The following is a 17433-nucleotide window of genomic DNA, read 5'->3' as shown; positions in this document are numbered from 1 at the left end:
GGGCTCGGTCGGGCTGGGTCGGGCTGGGTTGGCTTCGACCGGTGACTGCCCGGTTCAGCGCGCGGGACGTACGGCGGTCTCGGCGCCGCCGCCTCCGCCTCCGGCCGGCCCGCGCAGGCAGCTGCCGGGTGCCCCGGGCGCCGTCCGCCCGGCCAGCCGACGCACCATCCGTACGAGATCGACCGGCTCGAACGGCTTCGCCAGAAAGGCGGCCACCCCGATCGAGTGCCCGCTGTCGAGCTCGAGCTGCGTGCAGGCACTGACGATCGCGACGGGGATGTGCCGGGTCCCGGGATCGGCGTGCAGCCGGGCCGCGGTACGCATCCCGTCGAGCCGGGGCATGACGACATCGAGCGTGATGACGTCGGGGCGCACGCGATGCACGATGTCCAGGCACTCGGCACCATCGGCCGCGGTCACGACCTCGAACCCCTCGAGTTCGAGATTGACCCTGATCAGCTGCCGGATGACCTTGTTGTCGTCGACGACAAGGACCCGGCCATACGAGCCAGGCACAACCCGAGGGTAGGTCGACGACTCCGGCTGCGTCCGGGTTTTGCCCACTTCCGCCACCTGCGGGGGAGCCCCATCACCCGGAAAACCCTGTTCATGGGCACCCTGCCGGAGCTGGTAGGGTTCTACCCGTCGCCGAACACGCGACGAGTCGCCCCCGTAGCTCAGGGGATAGAGCAACGGCCTCCGGAGCCGTGTGCGCAGGTTCGAATCCTGCCGGGGGCACATCGCATCAACCAGCGTGATCAAGCCGCTTACCTGCGATCATGTCGTGCCTGGAGAGCGGGAGTGAGTCTCACTGACTCCCGCTCTTTCTCGTTGTCTCTCACTGTTCGCGACACACCTCCGACACACCCACACGTTCCTCATGCGCAGGGCAGTTGGTGGTGCGGCACCCAACGAGTGACGTCGGTGACGCCCGGGCCATCATGATCGGCATGGACGCAGGAGTAGCAGCCATTCTCGGCGCCACTGTTGGAGGCATCCTCGGCGCCACGGGAACCCTCGGCACAGCTTTTCTCTCAGGGCACCTTCAAGGTCGTAACCATCACGCGCAGTTGCAACGGGACGGAAGACGCACCACCTACAGCGAACTGCTCCGGTCTGCCGCCGCATTAGAACGAGCGATCGACAAGCTCTACAGCAACGCAGGTCTAGAAGAGCGCAACCGTGATGAAATCTCGGAGCAGGCGCAACTCGTCATCGAACACTCCCACGCTCTGCGTGCAGCCGCCTCCACCGTCATGATCGAAGGGCCTTCAGGGGTAGGCGAGCTGGCTAAAACGATGGCGGAGGGCGCTGAAGAGCTAGCCGATCACCTGGAAGACGGTCAACCCAGCCGAGAAACCTCCTGGGAGACTGGAAGCTTTTGGGATATTTCGATGGGGCATTTCGTGCACCTGAAAAGACAGACAGAGCAATTCACCACCGAAGCCCAGAAAGCACTGGAGCACTAGAGATGGCGCCATGATCAATCGCTGAGTCTTTACCACTTGCAGAATCTGCGGCATCATACTGCGAACTTCTATAACGCTGGATAGCGGTCCAGGAGTCCTTCGAGCGCTATCCAGTAGTAAGGCATGCGGAACGCAGCCACCGCGTGGTGCATGCGTGCCGCAGGTCGTACGGGCGCCCGGCCAACGGCGAATCGACGCGCTCTCCGGCGGGAGCGCGTACGCCCGCGCTTCCTCCCACACCCGCCAGTAGGCGGAAGAGCCGACCACTCCCCCGCGCTCGTTGCCAGCGGTCCGTCCTTGGCCGTGCTGAATTCCCTTAGGTGGGCCCGGAGAATGGCGACCAGTACGGGCGTATGGGTACCGGCCGGTCCGCGGTTGCCTCCCGCGCTTTCAGCCCCCGGCGGTCGTGCCGCTCCCCGGAGTCCGTCCACTGCTTCCCGGACACCGGCCCCGTGGTTTGCCAGCGATAACCACCAGCGTCGGCCGAAGAGCCACCTTGCCGACCGTTGCACTCAGCGGGCTCGCCAGCGCAATCGTCGTTGTAGCGCATCGCGAGACACCAGACGAGGCGAGCGGACCCCTCACCTGCTGCAGTACGCACCGCCTATGCCTCACTTTCAAGGAATGTAGCGGCCAGCTGAAGAGCTAGACCGACATGAAATAGCACAGCACCAAATCTCAGCATGAGCTTGCGATATGTGGAACTACTTGCCAATTGTTCAAGCAAAAGAAAAAGCGGAAGTAGAGCAAGTGTGGACACCATCACGAGCGACCAGAAGATAACGAACGCGATGCCGAGCACCACAAGAACAAGAGCTGCATAAAAAAGCAGATTCACAACCGTGCCAGCGAATGCGTAAGACCAGACTGAAGAGCGATGCCGGACGAGCGATTCAATAGAATGAATCCGATACAAGACCAACAGATAAATTCCAAACCCAAGACCGGCCAGGAACCCAATAACTAGAAGGAACAGCATTACTACACCGAGCGTCTTCAGGGCGCGCCACCTGAGCCTCTGTTCCCCTAGAAGCCAATCAGGAGCCCAACCCTCCAGGAAATTAGTTAGGGCGTTAATCTTGCCGTGGAGGACTTGAACAAAGTGATGAAGTCTCTCTTCCCCCAAGACCTCAGGCGTGCAAAGCCAGAAGGACGCAAGCAGCATGCCAATGGCCAGGCGATTACACACATAGGCATCCACGATCGAGCCTCCTCCCGCATCACCAACGAAGCACGTCAGCTGCGCTCGCGCTCTCCTTGTTAAGCCACCTGACGTCAGGCCGGGCGGATGTTTCCCGCCCGGCCTGACGCAAAGGAAGCTTCTAAGCTGTGTCGCCTTCTTCCTCCAGTGACTTCGCGATCTTCTCGTTGGCGGCTTCCTCGTGACCGTCAATGCAGCCGTGGTACCGGCGGTGGATCACCTCCGGGGAATTGCCGACCCGTCGGGCCACTTCGGCGATGGGAACCCCCGCGTTGAGCCACCGTGTGATGCATGCGTGCCGCAGGTCGTACGGACGCCCGGCGAGCGGTGAGGCGAAGCGGTCTGGCGGAAGCGCGTATGCCCGTGCTTCCTCCCATACCCGCCAGTAGGTCGACGTCCCGACCACGTCGCCCCGCTCGTTGCCGAACAGCCGTCCGTCTTTGGCCATGCTGAATTCCTTTAGGTGAGCCAGGAGAATGGCGACCAGCACGGGCGGTATGGGTACCGGCCGGTCCGCGGTTGCCCCCCGCGCCTTCAGCCCCCGGCGGTCGTGCCGCTCCCCCGAATCCGTCCACTGCTTCCCGGACACCGGCCGCGTCTCCCGCAGCGTCAGCGTGCCCCACCCCTTCTCTGGAAGGTGGCAATCGACCAGCCGGAGCCCGACCGCCTCAGCAGGTCTGAGCCCGGCGTAGAGCATGACCGCGAAGAACGCCATAAGCCGCCGCCCGCGCTTGCGGTGCCATGACCCGATGTAGGAGACGGCGGCGAGGAGTTGGCGCCCCTGTACTGCGTTCACGAGGACGCGCGGGTCTACGGCGTCCGTCGATGCCAGCCGCGCCATACGCGCACGCTGTAGCGGATTCTCGGCGAGGATCCCAGCGTCTACGGCGTATTCAAGCGCGGTGTTCAGCGCCCGGCGCCGACGCCGGAACGTATCACCTGCGGCCAGTACGCCGTCCAGTCGGAAGCTGAGCCGGTACCGCACATCCCGGAACACTTCCGGCTTGTGGAGGTCGGTCACGGGTCGGTCCAACGTGCTCAACCAGTGGTAAGCGGCCTTCAGCTTTGGCGGCGGCTCCTCCCCGTGATTCGCCGGTACCACCGCCCAGCGGAAGGCAAGCCGCAGATCCTCATCTGGCGGTACGCCATCGCCCCGCTCCACCATGGCCAAAGCCACCGTCGCCAGACTGTCGGCCAGCCCCTCACGCGTCTTGCCCGCGCTCGTACGCCAGCGCCCAGCCACGTAGTCCCGGCAGAACTCGAACCAGCGGATCGGCGCTTTAACGGCGGCCGCTTCCTCAGCGGCCCGGATCTCCGACTCAGGCAAGCCGTCTTCGACGTGGAACGCCTCCCCGCGCCTCATGGCCTGCCAGAGCTCCGAGCGTCGGCTTTCCGCAAGGGCGGAGGTCCCGAAGGTGTCGCCATGCACCCGCCCGCCAACGACCCAGCGGAGCCGGTACGGACGGGACTTGCGGCCCGTCTTGGTGACCTTCCACAGCCTGACGTCCAGGGAGTACCCCGGCCGCGCCGACCCCCGAGGGCGACGGGCCGAGGTCTCATCAGTCGCGCTCACGCACTTTCCTCCAGCTCTCCAAGCCACCGTTCGAACTCGGATCGGCGGATGCGTACGGCGCCGTTCGGGAGCTTGATGGACTTCGGGCCCTTCTTCTGCTGTCGCCAGCGGTAGAAGGTCGACACGGGCACGTCGCCGAGTTCCGCGATGACCTCAGAGATCTTGAGCATCTCGTCTCGCGCCATGGTCACTTCCTTCCGTGCTGGCTTGCGGCGTCGGGGAGACCGGACGGGCCGGACAGCTCGAATTCGGACTGTCCGGGTCGTTCGTGCTGGTCAGTTGGGGTAACCGGACAGTCGGACACCTGGGACACCTCCCGGGCCTGCGCGGTGGTGTCCGGGTAGTACCGGCCGCTGGCGTCCTTGGTGAGCTGGCCTGCGTCGGCCATGCGGGAGCAGGTCCGGCGGATGGTGTCGGCGTCGACCTGCGGCAGGACCGTGGCGATGTCCTTGGGCCGCGCGCCGGGGTTGGCGCGGACGTGCTGGAGGATCGCGGCGCGGGTGTCGCTGATGGTGTGGTCGGTGGCCGGGCCGTCGAGCAGCTGCCAGGCTCCGGCGCTCTTGTGGAACTTCAGGGCGTACTCGGCTTCGTCCACGTCGCGGCCGGTGACGTGGAGGACGCCGTCTGCCTGCCCACGTGCGCGCTTGAGGACGAGCGTGGCATCCGCGGCGCCCGCCAGGCCGTTGGTCCCGGACACCTCCGTGAGGAAGTCGTCCGAGCCTGCTTTACGGACGTGGTGGACGAGGACGATGGCCACGCCGTAGTGGTCCGCGAGCCGCTTGGCGTGGCCCACTGCCGTGTAATCGGCGTCGTAGGCGGATGCCCCGGGCGGGGAGGTTCCGCGCATCTTGGCGAACACGTCGATGACGACCATGCGGGCGTCGGGATTGCGGTCGAGCCAGTTCGCGATGGCCTCGTTGCCGCCCTGGGGCAGCGGCGGGCACTGGGTGGCCAGGGTGAGCCCGGCGGGTGCGGCCTGGCCACCGAGGATCTTGCCCATGCGGGTCTGGAGACGCCGCGGGGTGTCCTCGAGCGCGAGGTAGAGCACGGGCCCGCCCTCGACGGGCACGGCGTCGAACGCCTTGCCGCCGGAGGCGACGGACAGCCCGAGCCCGAGAGAGAGCCAGGATTTGCCGACCTTGGGTGGTCCGGCGAGGAGGTTGACGCCTTCGGAGAGGATGCCGGGTACGGCCCATTTCGGCTCGGGGAACTCTGTCGCCATGAGTTCGGCGGCCGTCCAGGCGGTGCGCTGGCGGACCTGCACGGCCTCTTCCCGTGGCGTGGGTGGTGCGGCCGGTACAGAGTGCAGATGCTGCGGGCTGAGTGGGGCCGTGCCGGTCATGCCGCCACCTTCCGGGGGCGCGTGGCTCCGGCGCGCAGGCCGGAAGCGATGGTGCGGGGGATCTCGCGCGGCTTCTGGCCAACCTGCGCGGCGGCTTCGGACAGCCAGCCGGTCACGTCGGCTTCGTCCAGCTCTTCCCCGGCCACGAGCTGGCCGAGCGCGAACGCGGCGATGTAGAGCGCGTTGTTGTGCTTGTTGGGGGCGGAGCGGGTGACGCGCTCGACTTCGGCGGTCACTGCGGCGCGCAGGTAGGCGGTTCGCCTGTCGTGAGCCTTCAGGGCGACCGTGACGGGCCGCTGGGGCGGCAGCGGCGCCGGTCGAAGCAGGTCCGTCAGCCAGCCTGGCAGCAGTGCCGCAGGGGCGCTGTGCACGGTCGTGTAGGGGCGCCCGGCCACGGTGCTGCCTGCGGCGACGACGTAGCCGCCCGCCGCGCGGGTGTCGACCTTCCAGCCCAGCTTGGCGGCGGTGTTGCGCAGTTCCTCGCCTTCCGGAACGGCGAAGTACAGGTGTGCGCCGCCGCGGCCGGTCCGCACGGTGTAGGTGTCGTGCGGGTAGGGCTGGCCGTGGCGCTCGCACAGCGCCGCGAGCATGTCCTCGCCAGTGGCGAGGCCGGGGGCGGCCCATTCGGCCGGCGGGGTGTCGTTGGCGTCTTTGGGGGTGTCCAGGTCCACCACGACCAGACCAGACGGGCCGGTGGCGATGCCGATGTTGTACGGGGCGTGGGTCCAGCACCGCGTGATGCGGTCCGGGTCGGTGGTTGCCCGCGTCTGCCAGTCGCGGACGGCGGGGCGCTTGTCTCCGGGGATCAGTGGGAAGACGTGCCAGCCGCGGGCGGCAGCGTCAAGCGCTGCCCTGAGCTGCCCGCTCGTGTCCGGTTGGGGCATTCTGGTGTTCTCCTGTTCTGTCATCGATGGGCAGGGAGAACCGCGGCGGCGGGCGACCTTGGTGGGGAGTCCCGCCGCCGCGGCGTAGCTAGGCGTCGGGGTGCAGGGCACAGGAGCAGTCGTTGAAGGGCCAGCCGCACGACGGGCAGCGGCCACAGCGCAGCCGTTCTGCTCCGACGGCGCGGCGCACCGCTTCCCGGATGGCTTCCGGCTGCGGCTCGTCGGCGAGCTCGACAGTGAGGTAGAGCCGCGCTTGTTCGCCGTCACGGCTGGAGTACTCGCGGGGAGTGCCAGTCACAAATCCAGCCCGCAGCACCTCAGTTACCGCGGGAACGCGTTCGGGCGGGCAGATGATGCGGATCTCGAACACTCTCAGTCCTCCCAGGTCTCTTTCTCGGTGCCGCAGTCGTCGCAGTCGGCGTATGTGGTGCAGAAGCAAGATCCGCACGAGTCGCAGATCCAGCCGTCGCAGAACTGGCACGTCTTGTCTTCGGGCATGGACGGTTCTCCGTTCAGGGGGTGTCGAGAGTGGGTTGTTGCCGCCCGGGGAGCTCCGGCAGTCCGGCGCGTGTGACGGCGGCGGCATCAAAGCCGGGCAGCGCCGCGCGGGCGGTCATGGCCTCGGCGAGCGCGGTGGCGTAGGTGCTGGCTTCGCGGGCCACCTCGATCTGCGTGCGCGACCGCATGGCCTCGATACGTTCGAGATGGGCATGTTCTTCGCGCCCCTGGCTGACCTGCCGCTCGTAGGCGACGGTTCCGCGGCGGTCGGTGCGCCAGTGCCGGGCCGCGAGCCCGTAGGCGACGGCGGTTGTCAGGGCCCACAGCAGCAGGGGCAGCGACAGACCGTCGGCGTATCCGGCGACTCCGGCGAGCGCGAGCCCTCCGGAGGCGGCGAACGCAGTCCCCGCGAGCGTGCCGTCACCGGAGCGGCCAACCGCGGCGCAGGCCCCGGCCGCGGCGGCACCGAGGGCGAGCGCGGTCATCAGTACGGCGTTGCCGATGCTGTGTTCGGCGCCGTTGACGCTCCATACCCGGGCCAGGATCAGCACGGTGGACGTGGCCAGGCCGGGCGCCGCCTTGGGCAGGGCTGCGGCGAGCCAATGGCGGGCGGTGGTGGGTTCGTTCACGGCCTTCGCTCCTCCTCTACAGGTCCGACAGGGCGTCGATGACGGCCGCGGTGAGCTGGTTGATGGGTTCGGCGGCGCCGGTGGAGGCGAGGTAGAAGCCGAACATCACGGCGACGAAGGCGGCGCCGTAGCCGAGGGCGTTGGAGCGGAGCAGGAAGAACAGGACCAGGCCGAACAGGGCGACCATGGAGACGGTCAGGGCCATACCGGGGGCTCCTTCCGGAGTCAGTGGGTGCCGTCGCGGTAGATCCGCAGGGCGCGGTTGTAGATCCAGCGGCCGACGCGTATGCGGCGGCCTGTGGCCTTGCAGCGGCGGCAGTTCTTGCCGCGCTTGAGCCGCCCGCGGCGGTCGTGCTTCATCTCGAAGCCGAAGCCGCGGCACCTGCGGCAAGGGCCGAACGGGGCCGCAGCACACAGAGTTGCGTAACAGAGCGTGACGGCGAGCAGGCAGGCGATAGCTAGGGTGATGGGGGTCATGAAGCCCTCCCAGGGCGGTTTCCAGAGGTTTCCGCAGGTGGGCCGCTATCCGCTAGCGGCCTGATCAGAATGGGTGTGGGCCGCTATCGGAGCCGCTAGCGCTAGCAGGCAGTGCCGCTAGCGCTAGCGGCTCCGGGCGATCAGCCCACGCCCCGATTCCGGTTACGCTCCGCTACCTTGTCGGCGATGTGGGAGCGCTCGAAGCCCTTCTTGTTGACCGTCTTGCCGTCGATACGGCGGCCGACCTGATCGGTCCTGATGCCGTACGGCTTCAGGGCAGCGGTCAGGTGCGCGGTCTTCTCCTCCGCCTTCATGCGGGCCCACTCGCCGTAGACCTCGGGGTTGTACTCAGCGAGCCGGTCCACCGTGGTGTCGTTCCACGGCTTGGCCTCGCTGTCCGGGGTGACGGTGAGGATGTCGGCGAGCAGGTCCACACCCGCAGCGGCGTCGGGGGCGATGTCCTCGCCGGTGGCGTAGCCGGTGACGTTGCCGTAGGCCTCGCGCAGCTTGCGGGCCCGCAGCGTGATCTGGTCAGCGGCGACGGCGTTGACTTCGGTGCCGCAGACGATGGTGGGCTCATCTGCCTCGCCCGCCATCCACGCGACGCCCTTGTCGCGCTTGAAGGAGAACATCGTGGCCCTGTATCCGGCCTTGTACATGGAGGTGCCCAGGATCATGTCGTTCTCGGTCTGGCCGGTGACCTTCAGCGCGAACCGCAGGACTGCGTTGGCGCTGATGCCCTTGGGGATGGAGTCCTTATCCGGGCGCTGGGTGCCGAACATCGCGATGATCCCGTACGCCGGGCCCCGCCGGACGAGGTCCTCGGCGATCTCGGTGATCTGCGGGCCGTACGTTTTGTGCTCAAATGCCTTCTGGCACTCGTCCAGGCACACCACGATCGGATGCAGGCCCAGCTTCTTGTCGGAGGCCAGTTCCGGGGTGACCTTGGATTCCGGGCAGCGGGACAGCGGCAGGGACTTGATGACCTTGGCGCGGCGGGTCAGCTCCTCCTGGACCTCAAGCAGGCTGTCCAGGCAGTACTTGACGTCCTCGTCGTCCTCGCCGGAGCGCCAGCGGTGGGCGACCCTCTCAAGCGGCCGGTAGTCCGAGCCGCCCTTGAAGTCGAAGATGTACAGCCACGCGCGCGGATCCAGGGCTGCGATGAGCAGGAACAGGCGCATCAGGTAGGTCTTGCCCATCCTGGGGATGGAGCCGACCACGATGGAGACGAACATCAGCGTGACGGACACCCAGCGCATCTGCTGGTTGTTGCCGAACGCCACCGGCTTGAACAGGTCCACAGAGCCGGACTTGGCCAGCGGCCAGGCCGGGCGCTTGGCCTCGTTCATCGGCTTGTCGCCCACCCACAGGATCAGCATGCCCTCGTGATCGTCGGGGTTGGGCATCGGCCACACGCAGCCCAGCTTGCGCCGAAGCCCCGAGGCCAGCGCCTTGCGCTTGTTGATGATGTCGTCGGGAGTCACGCCGGGCGGCAGCTCGATGTCCGCGCGCCAGCCGGGTCCGTCCCGATGGATCTCGGAAGGGAACCGGATCCCGGTGCCGGCCTTGATGGCAGCGTTCAGCTTGTCGTTGCCCAGAGCTCCCAGCGCGGTCAGCACGATGGTGGCGGTCAGCTTCGGCGCCTCGGCCTTGACCACCGCATGCTGCGAGATCGGCGCATCAGCGGGTGAGCCGACCACGCCGAACACCCCGATCCCCGCGGCAGCCGCGGCGAGTTGCAGCCACAGCGGGGCGGCGAACGCCAGCAGCAGGAGGGCGGTGAGCAGGAAGGGGAACGCCACGGCGCTGACTGTGCCGCGCCAGCGCACCCGGCGGTCCCGCTGCCGGGACAGCTTCAGGTACTCCTCGGTGCGCTCCCGGAACGCCTCCGCATGCCTAAGCGGCGCCGACTCCGCATCCGAGGCCCACCGCCGCCACCCGCGCAGCGCGCGGCCGATGCCGCGCGGGGTGCGGGCTATGAGCCTGGCCGCATAGACCGGTGAGCGGACCGCGTGGAAGGCGATGATGTGCCACAGGTAGCCGAGCAGCCAGCCCACCGCCGCCCTCAGCTCCGGCCACGACCGAAGCCACGACGGCAACACCTCACGCCGACCTGCCTCCCGCGCCTGACCCAGCAGGCCCGGGTCGTCCGGCTGCGGACCGTCGACCATCCGCGGCTTGCCGTCGTCCTCGTCGCCCGACTCGGTGCCCGACGCGTCGGATACCGGATCGGGTCGGGAGTCGGCCGACCGGTCGGGCGTGGAGTCGGCCCACTCGACACGGGCCGCACGGGCCGACTCCAGGTCGACTACCTCACCGCCGGAGTCGGCGCTCATCTCGGCTTCCAGCCGGTTGAACAGTTCGTTGTCGTCGTCGGGGTGTTTCACTGGTGTTCCTTCCAGATGGGAGGGGTAGAGCGGGGCCCGGCCGCTGCTTTGGTCGGTCGTGACCGGGCCCCGCGCGCATGGCTCGGAGCAGGGGACTAGGCAGCCTCGATGCGGGCTACGGCGAGCGGGGCGTGAAGGCGGTCAGCTCCACATCGACGCCGTTGAATACCGCGTACGCCCTGAGGGTCTGGATGGTGTCCATCTCTTCGTGGTGCACGTCGGCCGCGGCGATGCGCAGTGCCTCGCGCCATGCCTCGAAGTCGGCGAACGTGGTGTGCAGGTTCACGTGGATGCCCAGTGCGACACCGGACGGGGCGATCACCCGGCCGACGGTGAGGGTGTCGCTGGGCAGGATGGGGAACGCCGTCGCCAGCGCTGCCAGGGCCTCAATGGCCCGGCGCTGCTCGCCCAAGCTCATGGCGGTTTCGTGACTCACAGCGGAACTCCGTTCAGGTGTAGGGGTGTTCAGGCAGCGCGCTGCTGTTCGGGATAGGCGCATGGCACGCACAGCCCGAGCGAGGTCGGGATGCAGTAACCGGTGTCGGTACGGCACTGGGGGCAGGTGCGGCGGGCGGTCATCGCCTTAGCCAGCGCCGCCCGTTTCGCGGCCGTCATCGGCCGGACCGGCTTGGCCTGGTCGACCCGGTAGAGGTAGGCGACCTGCACACCGGACTTGCGGCCACGGCAGCGGCGCATCACCTGGGCCGCGATCGGCTGCCCGCCGGGCCGCAGGCCGCGGGACCGGAGCTGGCGGCGGGTGGCCAACCCAGATGGGGCGAACCGCCACGGGTAGGTGGGCATGCCGTACCGGATGCCGGTGGGGTCGTAGCACTTGCTGAAGGCCGGGGACATCAGGCCACCACCCCCGGCACCGAGGCACCCCAGCGGGCGCCGCGGCGTCCGGCCCGGCGGCCCAGCAGGGTGGCGAACAGCAGCCCCAGACCAGCCCGGCGGACCCCGGCCCGGCCGTGCTTGGCCGCGTACATGGCCTCATCCGCCCGCCGCAGCAGCTCCGGCAGCTCTTCCCCGGGGAAGTCCGCGGCGCGAGCCCAGCCCAGCGACACCGTGGTCCGCACCGACGCGTCCAGGCCCTCAACGGGCCGGGCCAGTACGCCATGGAGGACCGCGAGCAGATCCGCCACCGTGCCCTGCTCGTCGATGACCACCGCGGCGAACTCATCACCCCCCAGCCGCCCAGCGACACCCGAAGTGCCGACGTAGTGGGCCAGCCGGTCCGCGGTCGCCTTCAGCAGCGCATCCCCAGCCGCGTGGCCGTGGCGGTCGTTGATCTGCTTGAAGCGATCCACATCCGCCAGCACCACCACCGCCCGCTTGTCCTTCAGCAGGACCCTGGCCCGGCAGGTGAAGCCCTCCCGGGTCCGCAGACCCGTCAGCGGGTCACGGCGCGCCACGTGGAGCCGCCTGCGCAACCACAGCGTGTGGAAAGTCCATCCGGCAGCCATCGGGGCCGCGGCAGCAAGGGCCGCTAACAGGGTGCTCATGCCGCCGCCCCCTCGGTCCCCTCGTCGTCACCCTCGACAGGCCGCAGACGGCGGCCCTCAGCCCGCTCGGTCAGCAGCGCATCCCGCACCACCCGGGAGTTGGCAGCCGAGCAGCGCAGCGTCGTGCGGATCGCCTCCGCGTTGATCGCATCGTCCGCCCAGTCGGCCGTGGCCTCGCGCGCCTGCGTCAGCAGCTCGGCTGCCGTGCGTGACGACTTCACAGCCTTCGACTTGCTGGCGCGCTTCCGCGGCGGCTTGGGCACTTCACCCTTGGGCGGCTCAGGCTGCTTCGGAGGCTCCGGCGGCAGCTCGTCCCTGGCCGGGGTGAGTTCCCCGAGCTTGAGCAGGACCCGCTCACGGCGCGCGGTCCTCGACCGCCACCGCCACCCGTGCCGCTCCCGCAGCTCCGCGCGGGCCAGCTGGCGCTCCCGCTCGCGCCGCAGTGCCTCGGAGTAGGAGGTGATTTCCCACAGGGTCATTCGGCGCCACAGGGCGAAGGTGGAGGGGAAGGCCAGCAGCCAGCGAGAGCGGCGGATCTTCTCCATCCGCTTTCCCGTCGCGGCGCCGATCCGCACGGCGTAGATGTGAGAGGCGATCTCGGAGAAGACCACCCACAGCAGCGGCATCGTGCCGTGCGCCAGCTTCGCCGACAGCGAGTGCCCAGCCGCGACGTTCAGCCAGCAGGTCACGAGCGTGAGCGCCCACGGTACGAACCGCACCCACGCCAACGGCATGTTCAGCCGGATCAGCAGAAGGTTGGCCGCGGTGAACACCGGGATGGCGATGTCGATGCCGATGGGCAGCATCCACGGGGCGCCGAAGTCCCAGTGCTCCGCAGCGGCCGACACGGCATCGAACGAAGAAGCCAGGCCCAGTGCTCCGACCCCGGCCGCCGCCACAGCGGCGAAACCGGTGAGCCCCATCTCCGGGCGCGTCAGCGGCGGGACTACCGGCCGCTCGGGGGCGCCAGTCGTGGCGCTCATGCCGCTTCCCCCGTCCGGGAGCTCCGGTGCCGCCGCGAAGCGGACCGCAGCAGCGGAACCGTGCGCGTCAGCGCTTCGGCATACAACGCGTCCCACACGGCGATCTCGTCGCCGTTCTCGCCACGCTCGCGCATGTCCTCTAGGGCCTCGCGGGCCACATCCAGCCGGATCGCGCGCTCCTCACGGGTCTCCCCGAGCCGACCGAGGAACAGCTCTCGGTCGATCCCCTCGGGCAGCTCCTCGAAGCCGAGCGCCAGCTCCTCGAACTCGAAGGCGGTAGCCGCCTCCTGATCACCTACGTACGTGCGCATTGACCTCTCCTGAAGTCGAAGGGCAGGGAGAACCGCAGCGGCGGGCGACCTTGGTGGGGAGTCCCGCCGACGCGAATGCAAGTCATGTATTACTTGTCTCTCAAGTTGGCAGATCAACTCAACGTCGTCAACCCCTGGGATTCTCGATCTCTGAACTGCCGCCCTCGATCAGCGACATGACCAGCTTGGCAACAAGGGGCCGGACGCTGGACCCCGCGCATGTACGACTCGCGGCCGACTCACTAGAGTCAAAGTCGTCCCAGGACGTCCCACACCGGGGAGGACGTGTGGCAAACGAGCGACTGCGCGGGGCCATCGTGGAAAGCGGCCTGACGCTGGAGCAGTTAGCGGAACGCCTCGGGGTGTCTCCGAAGACCGTGGAGCGCTGGATCTCTGAGCACGGGCGCAAGCCCTACAGACGGTTCCAGTACGCCGCCGCCTCGATCCTCCGGCGCGAGGTCTCGTACCTCTGGCCGGACGAACGGACCTCGGAGGAAGTAACCGCCTCCAGCGACTCGGAGTTGGTGAAGCTCTACCCTCACCGCTCAGTTGTGCCGCAAGACGCGTGGACCAAGCTGTACGCCAACGCCACCACTCACTTCGACGTGCTTGTGTACTCCGGCTTCTGGCTCACTGAGGATCCGCGGTTCCACCGTCTGGTGCGCGAGAAGTCAGCTGCGGGCGTCCCGGTGCGCTTCATGCTCGGCGATCCCAACAGCGGGGCCGTGGCTGTCCGGGGCAACGACGAAGGCATTGGCTCGGCCATGGCTGCGAAGATTCGCAACGCGCTCCTGAACTATGCGCCGCTCTTCCGGCTTCCTGGCGTGGAGTTCAGGCTCCACGACACGACGTTGTACAACTCGATCTACCGCGCCGACAACGAGCTGTTGGCGAATGGCCACGTCTACGGTGTCGGCGCCTACCTGGCGCCCGTACTGCACCTCCAGCGCGTCCCAGGCGGCGAACTGTTCGACACCTATACAGAGAGCGTTGAGCGCGTGTGGGAAAGCGCCCGCCACATCACATCACCCACCGACTACGAAGGCACCACCGCATGAGCCGCATCGACTACTTCCGAGACCCCAACGCTCCCGAGGCCAACTCAGTGGTGCCGTCCGTCACCGCCGTGGTCCGGGATGAGGAGGGGCGCCTCCTGCTCATCCACAAGACCGACAACGACCTGTGGGCCCTGCCCGGTGGCGGCCACGACATCGGCGAGAGCATCGCGCAGACAGTCGTACGAGAGGTGGAGGAGGAGACAGGGATTTCGGTCGTCGTGGAAGGCGTCGTGGGCCTCTACACCGACCCGGAGCACGTCATGGCGTACGACGACGGGGAGGTCCGCCAGCAATTCTCCATCTGCTTCTACGCCCGGCCGGTCGGCGGCAGCTTGCGCACCAGCTCCGAATCGAAAGAGGTCCGCTGGGTCTCCCCGGCGGATCTCGACACGCTGAACATCCATCAGTCCATGCGACTGCGGATCGACCACGGCCTGGACGAGTCGCGCACCAAGCCCTACATCGGCTGACCTGCGTCTTGGACGGCAGTGAGCTGGTCCTCGACGCGCCGTACGGCCGCGTGGATCTCGGGGGCAGCACGCTGGATGAAGCGACCCACGATCGTGTCAGGCCCGTAGCGGCTGCCGATTTCGGCAAGTCGGCCCTGAGAGGTGGTGGAACCTCCATCCGGCGTTGTCGTCATGTCACAGAAGATCAGGGCGTCTACGAGCGCCGCACGCTCCAACTCGAACTCGCTCTCCAGCTCTCCGCGGAGCCCACGCTCCTCAGCCTCCAATAGAGCACATGAGTGGTGCGCCACCAGCCGGACGACTCGTTCATCCATGGCTTCCTGGTCCCTCAGGAAACGGGCCCCGTCGAGTGGGTGGAAACCCGTCACAGCGATGCCGGGCGAGTAGCCAATGTCGTGCAGGACGGCCGCAGCCTCCATCAGATCGGCGTCCTCTCCAAGGATCGGTTGGAGGGACCGGGCACGCTCGGCAACTCCGAGGGAGTGCGCCCAGCGGCGCGGCAACGGCTCGGCGAGCAGCGATTCGGCGAGGCTGTAGGCCCGCTCTGTGAGGTCCATGGTGGTCAAGGCTACGAACCCACCCGGCCAGGAGGGAGGGCGCGAACCTCACGCCGGCGGTTTGCGCCCATAGCGATGAGTCCCTGTCCCTCCATCTGCGCGATGGCGGAGCGCACGGCCGTACGGGACACGCCGAACTGCCGGCACAGGTCGTTCTCAGAGGGGAAGGGGTCACCCACCTTGACGCCATCGGCCCGGAGCAGGTCCGTCACCTTCTCGACGAGCGGCCGACGGTCACCTGTGCCTGACACGTACCAGCCAGCGCCCTGAACGGACTCGATGACACCGTCAGCCTTCAGCGTCTTAAGCGCCCGACCGATCGTGCTGCGGCCCACACCATACGTACGCATCAGCTCTGCCTCGGACGGCAGCGCCTCACGGATCTTGCCCTTCTCGATCTTCTGACGCAGAGACTCCGAGATCTGCAAGTACGTACCTCGCGGACTGGCCTGCGGCACCTAGCCTCCCCTTCGATGATCTCGCTTGGCAGCGGCTCACTGCTTCCAGCTTCCCACGGTGGACCACAGTCGACGCAGGGCGTCATGGGGAGTGTCCCACGTGTCCGACTGTCCGCTTAAGGCTTTGACCAGCAGGAACAGCCCGGACACCTCCAAGGCTAAGTGTCCGGGCTGTCCGGTCAGTGGTCGTCTGCGTTCGGCACGGGCGATTGAAGGTTCTTCCATGCGCGGGGGTGGCTCCGAAGGACTTCTTCAGCCTCCGCAGCATCCCGCACCCGGGCGACAAGAGCGTCATACCGCTCTTGCTCCGCCTCCCAGTCACGCTCTAGGTGGGCATGCGGCCCCCCGTCGATCGCCTCCGCCAGCTCGAAGAGGTCACGTCGCCACTCTGGCGGGATGGCGGCTTCGTCTACGACAGCGTTACGGAAAGCGAAGCAGGCGAAGACGGCTGTCGAAGTGATCTCCATTGTCAGTTGGCGCGACAGGTCCGGACGGTACGGCGGAGCGTCGTCCCATGTGATCGCAGATTCGTCGACGGCAAATCCGGGGAGGCAGGACGCTGCAGTCGGGTGAACCCATGCACTCGCCTCCTTGTAGTAATTGCGGAAGGGCTGGGCGTCCTGCACGACCCGATTCTCTTCCAGCCAGTCACGGACTTTCCGGTCTGGCCACCACTGGCCCTTGCGGAGCCACTTGTCCGCCATCCAGGGCTCTTTAGCGAGGGTCCGGCCCAAGCCAGCGGACTCGTAGACGGACCGCAGAAGGTTGCGGATCTCGGCGTAGAAGCCATACGACAGGAGGACCGTAGCCGCTTCTAGCTGGCGGAAGGCGCGGTTCATGCACGCTGACGCGGCAAGGTCGTTGGGAAACGTCGTGTCGAGAGGGAATACGGTCTGCTCATGGGTCGTGAGATGAAATAGCGCCATGGCTCGCCCAAGCAGCTCAGTCTCTCGCTTGTGGCTGGTATCGGACACATAGCGTTCAAGATGATCAATGAACCACGGGCGTGGAGCGTCGTCGGTTGTCACGCGACAAGCGTCCCGCAAGCCTGGTTACCCTTCCACCGGTTAAGGTCCACGACCGAAGGACACTTCTGTGCAACATCACTTGAGCACCATATTGATCGAATTACCTTGGGCTTGCCTTCGAATGCCAGTGTGATGACCTCGGCATTTCCTCCATGATCCAGAATCACTCAGGTTCGCTACGCAGCCGAAGAATGATCTAGGACCAACACGCCTACGAGCAAGTAGCGTTGACGCTGTGACGTGCGCGAGCGTAAGCTCTGACAAGATTCGCGATAACTCCGTCCATGGCCTCCCTAGCAAGGGAGGCCTATTGCATGCCCGGAGGAACGCATGAGCCGCAGCTCGCGACCCACGCTGATCCCCCTAGACCTCGCTGTCTACTACACAGGCAGGCCAGCGAGCACCATTCGTCGTTGGGCGAGCGAGGGACGCATCACCACGTACGGGCAGGGCCGCGGACAGGTTAGGTACGACCTGCACGAACTCCCCCGGGCTTCGCGGGATGAGTGGACTAGCAGGCTCACCCCGGGTGAGACGCCAGCCATGCCCTCCCAGCCCCGCGGGCGAGTGAGCAGGCCGCACACCGAATAGCCACCTGTAAGCGTC

General features: G+C 67.3%; 23 protein-coding genes, 1 tRNA gene and 1 pseudogene. 4 read left to right on the top strand and 21 right to left on the bottom strand.

The genetic code is table 11. From position 1 onward, the window contains the following. Positions 1 to 54: 54 nt before the first annotated feature. Complete coding sequence (locus ACTWQC_RS16930; RefSeq protein ID WP_443316517.1) at positions 55 to 564, bottom strand: response regulator; 510 nt, start codon at positions 562 to 564, stop codon at positions 55 to 57. Between the two features lie 102 nt (positions 565 to 666). On the opposite strand from ACTWQC_RS16930, the gene ACTWQC_RS16925 reads away from it, so the two are divergent. After that, positions 667 to 738, top strand: a tRNA-Arg gene (locus ACTWQC_RS16925). Between the two features lie 212 nt (positions 739 to 950). Beyond that, positions 951 to 1469, top strand: a complete 519-nt coding sequence (locus ACTWQC_RS16920; RefSeq protein ID WP_443316516.1) for a hypothetical protein — start codon at positions 951 to 953, stop codon at positions 1467 to 1469. A gap of 127 nt (positions 1470 to 1596) precedes the next feature. Here the strand turns inward: ACTWQC_RS16920 and ACTWQC_RS16915 are convergent. The 17 genes and pseudogenes from ACTWQC_RS16915 to ACTWQC_RS16835 form a co-directional block, all read right to left on the bottom strand. After that, positions 1597 to 1923, bottom strand: a pseudogene (locus ACTWQC_RS16915) (tyrosine-type recombinase/integrase); the annotation flags it as partial. Between the two features lie 150 nt (positions 1924 to 2073). After that, the gene (locus ACTWQC_RS16910; RefSeq protein ID WP_443316515.1) at positions 2074 to 2670 is read right to left on the bottom strand and encodes a hypothetical protein; all 597 of its coding nucleotides are present in this window, start codon (positions 2668 to 2670) and stop codon (positions 2074 to 2076) included. 121 nt (positions 2671 to 2791) lie between these two features. Next, positions 2792 to 4243, bottom strand: a complete 1452-nt coding sequence (locus tag ACTWQC_RS16905; protein WP_443316514.1) for a tyrosine-type recombinase/integrase — start codon at positions 4241 to 4243, stop codon at positions 2792 to 2794. Next, positions 4240 to 4428: a helix-turn-helix transcriptional regulator gene (locus tag ACTWQC_RS16900; protein WP_443316513.1), complete on the bottom strand. Its 189-nt coding sequence runs from the start codon at positions 4426 to 4428 to the stop codon at positions 4240 to 4242. Before ACTWQC_RS16900 ends, ACTWQC_RS16905 begins: the two co-directional genes overlap by 4 nt. 2 nt (positions 4429 to 4430) lie before the next feature. Continuing rightward, positions 4431 to 5585 (bottom strand): AAA family ATPase, encoded by a 1155-nt coding sequence (locus ACTWQC_RS16895; RefSeq protein ID WP_443316512.1) that lies wholly within the window; start codon positions 5583 to 5585, stop codon positions 4431 to 4433. Continuing rightward, positions 5582 to 6469 carry a bifunctional DNA primase/polymerase gene (locus tag ACTWQC_RS16890; protein WP_443316511.1) on the bottom strand — a complete coding sequence of 296 codons (888 nt, stop codon included), beginning with the start codon at positions 6467 to 6469 and terminating at the stop codon, positions 5582 to 5584. The genes ACTWQC_RS16895 and ACTWQC_RS16890 overlap by 4 nt, the downstream gene beginning before the upstream one ends. A gap of 88 nt (positions 6470 to 6557) precedes the next feature. Next, complete coding sequence (locus ACTWQC_RS16885) at positions 6558 to 6839, bottom strand: hypothetical protein (protein WP_443316510.1); 282 nt, start codon at positions 6837 to 6839, stop codon at positions 6558 to 6560. A gap of 2 nt (positions 6840 to 6841) precedes the next feature. After that, the gene (locus ACTWQC_RS16880) at positions 6842 to 6967 is read right to left on the bottom strand and encodes a hypothetical protein (RefSeq protein WP_443316509.1); all 126 of its coding nucleotides are present in this window, start codon (positions 6965 to 6967) and stop codon (positions 6842 to 6844) included. A gap of 14 nt (positions 6968 to 6981) precedes the next feature. Further along, on the bottom strand, positions 6982 to 7596 hold the full coding sequence (locus ACTWQC_RS16875; protein WP_443316508.1) for a hypothetical protein: 615 nt from the start codon (positions 7594 to 7596) through the stop codon (positions 6982 to 6984). Between the two features lie 16 nt (positions 7597 to 7612). Continuing rightward, positions 7613 to 7801, bottom strand: a complete 189-nt coding sequence (locus ACTWQC_RS16870; protein ID WP_443316507.1) for a hypothetical protein — start codon at positions 7799 to 7801, stop codon at positions 7613 to 7615. Between the two features lie 20 nt (positions 7802 to 7821). Beyond that, on the bottom strand, positions 7822 to 8073 hold the full coding sequence (locus tag ACTWQC_RS16865; protein WP_443316506.1) for a hypothetical protein: 252 nt from the start codon (positions 8071 to 8073) through the stop codon (positions 7822 to 7824). Between the two features lie 140 nt (positions 8074 to 8213). Beyond that, a complete protein-coding gene (locus ACTWQC_RS16860; protein WP_443316505.1) occupies positions 8214 to 10460 on the bottom strand; it encodes a cell division protein FtsK in 2247 nt (748 codons plus the stop codon). A gap of 115 nt (positions 10461 to 10575) precedes the next feature. Continuing rightward, a complete protein-coding gene (locus ACTWQC_RS16855; RefSeq protein WP_443316504.1) occupies positions 10576 to 10896 on the bottom strand; it encodes a hypothetical protein in 321 nt (106 codons plus the stop codon). A 29-nt stretch (positions 10897 to 10925) separates the two neighbouring features. Further along, the gene (locus tag ACTWQC_RS16850) at positions 10926 to 11312 is read right to left on the bottom strand and encodes an RRQRL motif-containing zinc-binding protein (RefSeq protein WP_443316503.1); all 387 of its coding nucleotides are present in this window, start codon (positions 11310 to 11312) and stop codon (positions 10926 to 10928) included. Further along, positions 11312 to 11962: a GGDEF domain-containing protein gene (locus ACTWQC_RS16845; protein WP_443316502.1), complete on the bottom strand. Its 651-nt coding sequence runs from the start codon at positions 11960 to 11962 to the stop codon at positions 11312 to 11314. Before ACTWQC_RS16845 ends, ACTWQC_RS16850 begins: the two co-directional genes overlap by 1 nt. Further along, entirely contained in the window at positions 11959 to 12945 is a 987-nt protein-coding gene (locus ACTWQC_RS16840; RefSeq protein ID WP_443316501.1) for a DUF2637 domain-containing protein, read from the bottom strand. Before ACTWQC_RS16840 ends, ACTWQC_RS16845 begins: the two co-directional genes overlap by 4 nt. Continuing rightward, positions 12942 to 13256, bottom strand: coding sequence for a hypothetical protein (locus ACTWQC_RS16835; protein WP_443316500.1), 315 nt, complete (start codon positions 13254 to 13256; stop codon positions 12942 to 12944). The genes ACTWQC_RS16840 and ACTWQC_RS16835 overlap by 4 nt, the downstream gene beginning before the upstream one ends. Positions 13257 to 13543: 287 nt before the next feature. Between ACTWQC_RS16835 and ACTWQC_RS16830 the strand changes: the two genes are divergently transcribed. Both ACTWQC_RS16830 and ACTWQC_RS16825 read left to right on the top strand, forming a co-directional pair. After that, complete coding sequence (locus ACTWQC_RS16830; RefSeq protein WP_443316499.1) at positions 13544 to 14314, top strand: helix-turn-helix domain-containing protein; 771 nt, start codon at positions 13544 to 13546, stop codon at positions 14312 to 14314. Continuing rightward, complete coding sequence (locus tag ACTWQC_RS16825; protein ID WP_443316498.1) at positions 14311 to 14784, top strand: NUDIX hydrolase; 474 nt, start codon at positions 14311 to 14313, stop codon at positions 14782 to 14784. Before ACTWQC_RS16830 ends, ACTWQC_RS16825 begins: the two co-directional genes overlap by 4 nt. Here the strand turns inward: ACTWQC_RS16825 and ACTWQC_RS16820 are convergent. The 3 genes from ACTWQC_RS16820 to ACTWQC_RS16810 all read right to left on the bottom strand — a co-directional run bounded on the left by ACTWQC_RS16820 (position 14772) and on the right by ACTWQC_RS16810 (position 16827). Next, positions 14772 to 15341: an HD domain-containing protein gene (locus tag ACTWQC_RS16820; protein WP_443316497.1), complete on the bottom strand. Its 570-nt coding sequence runs from the start codon at positions 15339 to 15341 to the stop codon at positions 14772 to 14774. The two genes, ACTWQC_RS16825 and ACTWQC_RS16820, sit on opposite strands and share 13 nt — an antisense overlap. Before the next feature lie 11 nt (positions 15342 to 15352). Continuing rightward, on the bottom strand, positions 15353 to 15799 hold the full coding sequence (locus tag ACTWQC_RS16815) for a GntR family transcriptional regulator (RefSeq protein ID WP_443316496.1): 447 nt from the start codon (positions 15797 to 15799) through the stop codon (positions 15353 to 15355). Between the two features lie 179 nt (positions 15800 to 15978). Next, on the bottom strand, positions 15979 to 16827 hold the full coding sequence (locus ACTWQC_RS16810; RefSeq protein ID WP_443316495.1) for a hypothetical protein: 849 nt from the start codon (positions 16825 to 16827) through the stop codon (positions 15979 to 15981). Positions 16828 to 17433 lie beyond the last annotated feature (606 nt).

The sequence above is a fragment of the Streptomyces sp. 8N616 genome, from assembly GCF_052246385.1.
Taxonomy (GTDB): Bacteria; Actinomycetota; Actinomycetes; order Streptomycetales; family Streptomycetaceae; genus Streptomyces.
The sequence above is the reverse complement of the archived record's forward strand: the minus strand, read 5'-3'. Positions and strand labels throughout refer to the sequence as shown.

Coding starts and splice junctions, on each gene's coding strand:
- ACTWQC_RS16845 (WP_443316502.1), bottom strand. CDS start 11,962: ATGAGCACCCTGTTAGCGGCCCTTGCTGCCGCGGCCCCGATGGCTGCC.
- ACTWQC_RS16900 (WP_443316513.1), bottom strand. CDS start 4,428: ATGGCGCGAGACGAGATGCTCAAGATCTCTGAGGTCATCGCGGAACTC.
- ACTWQC_RS16895 (WP_443316512.1), bottom strand. CDS start 5,585: ATGACCGGCACGGCCCCACTCAGCCCGCAGCATCTGCACTCTGTACCG.
- ACTWQC_RS16890 (WP_443316511.1), bottom strand. CDS start 6,469: ATGCCCCAACCGGACACGAGCGGGCAGCTCAGGGCAGCGCTTGACGCT.
- ACTWQC_RS16920 (WP_443316516.1), top strand. CDS start 951: ATGGACGCAGGAGTAGCAGCCATTCTCGGCGCCACTGTTGGAGGCATC.
- ACTWQC_RS16880 (WP_443316509.1), bottom strand. CDS start 6,967: ATGCCCGAAGACAAGACGTGCCAGTTCTGCGACGGCTGGATCTGCGAC.
- ACTWQC_RS16870 (WP_443316507.1), bottom strand. CDS start 7,801: ATGGCCCTGACCGTCTCCATGGTCGCCCTGTTCGGCCTGGTCCTGTTC.
- ACTWQC_RS16850 (WP_443316503.1), bottom strand. CDS start 11,312: ATGTCCCCGGCCTTCAGCAAGTGCTACGACCCCACCGGCATCCGGTAC.
- ACTWQC_RS16820 (WP_443316497.1), bottom strand. CDS start 15,341: ATGGACCTCACAGAGCGGGCCTACAGCCTCGCCGAATCGCTGCTCGCC.
- ACTWQC_RS16840 (WP_443316501.1), bottom strand. CDS start 12,945: ATGAGCGCCACGACTGGCGCCCCCGAGCGGCCGGTAGTCCCGCCGCTG.
- ACTWQC_RS16835 (WP_443316500.1), bottom strand. CDS start 13,256: ATGCGCACGTACGTAGGTGATCAGGAGGCGGCTACCGCCTTCGAGTTC.
- ACTWQC_RS16825 (WP_443316498.1), top strand. CDS start 14,311: ATGAGCCGCATCGACTACTTCCGAGACCCCAACGCTCCCGAGGCCAAC.
- ACTWQC_RS16865 (WP_443316506.1), bottom strand. CDS start 8,073: ATGACCCCCATCACCCTAGCTATCGCCTGCCTGCTCGCCGTCACGCTC.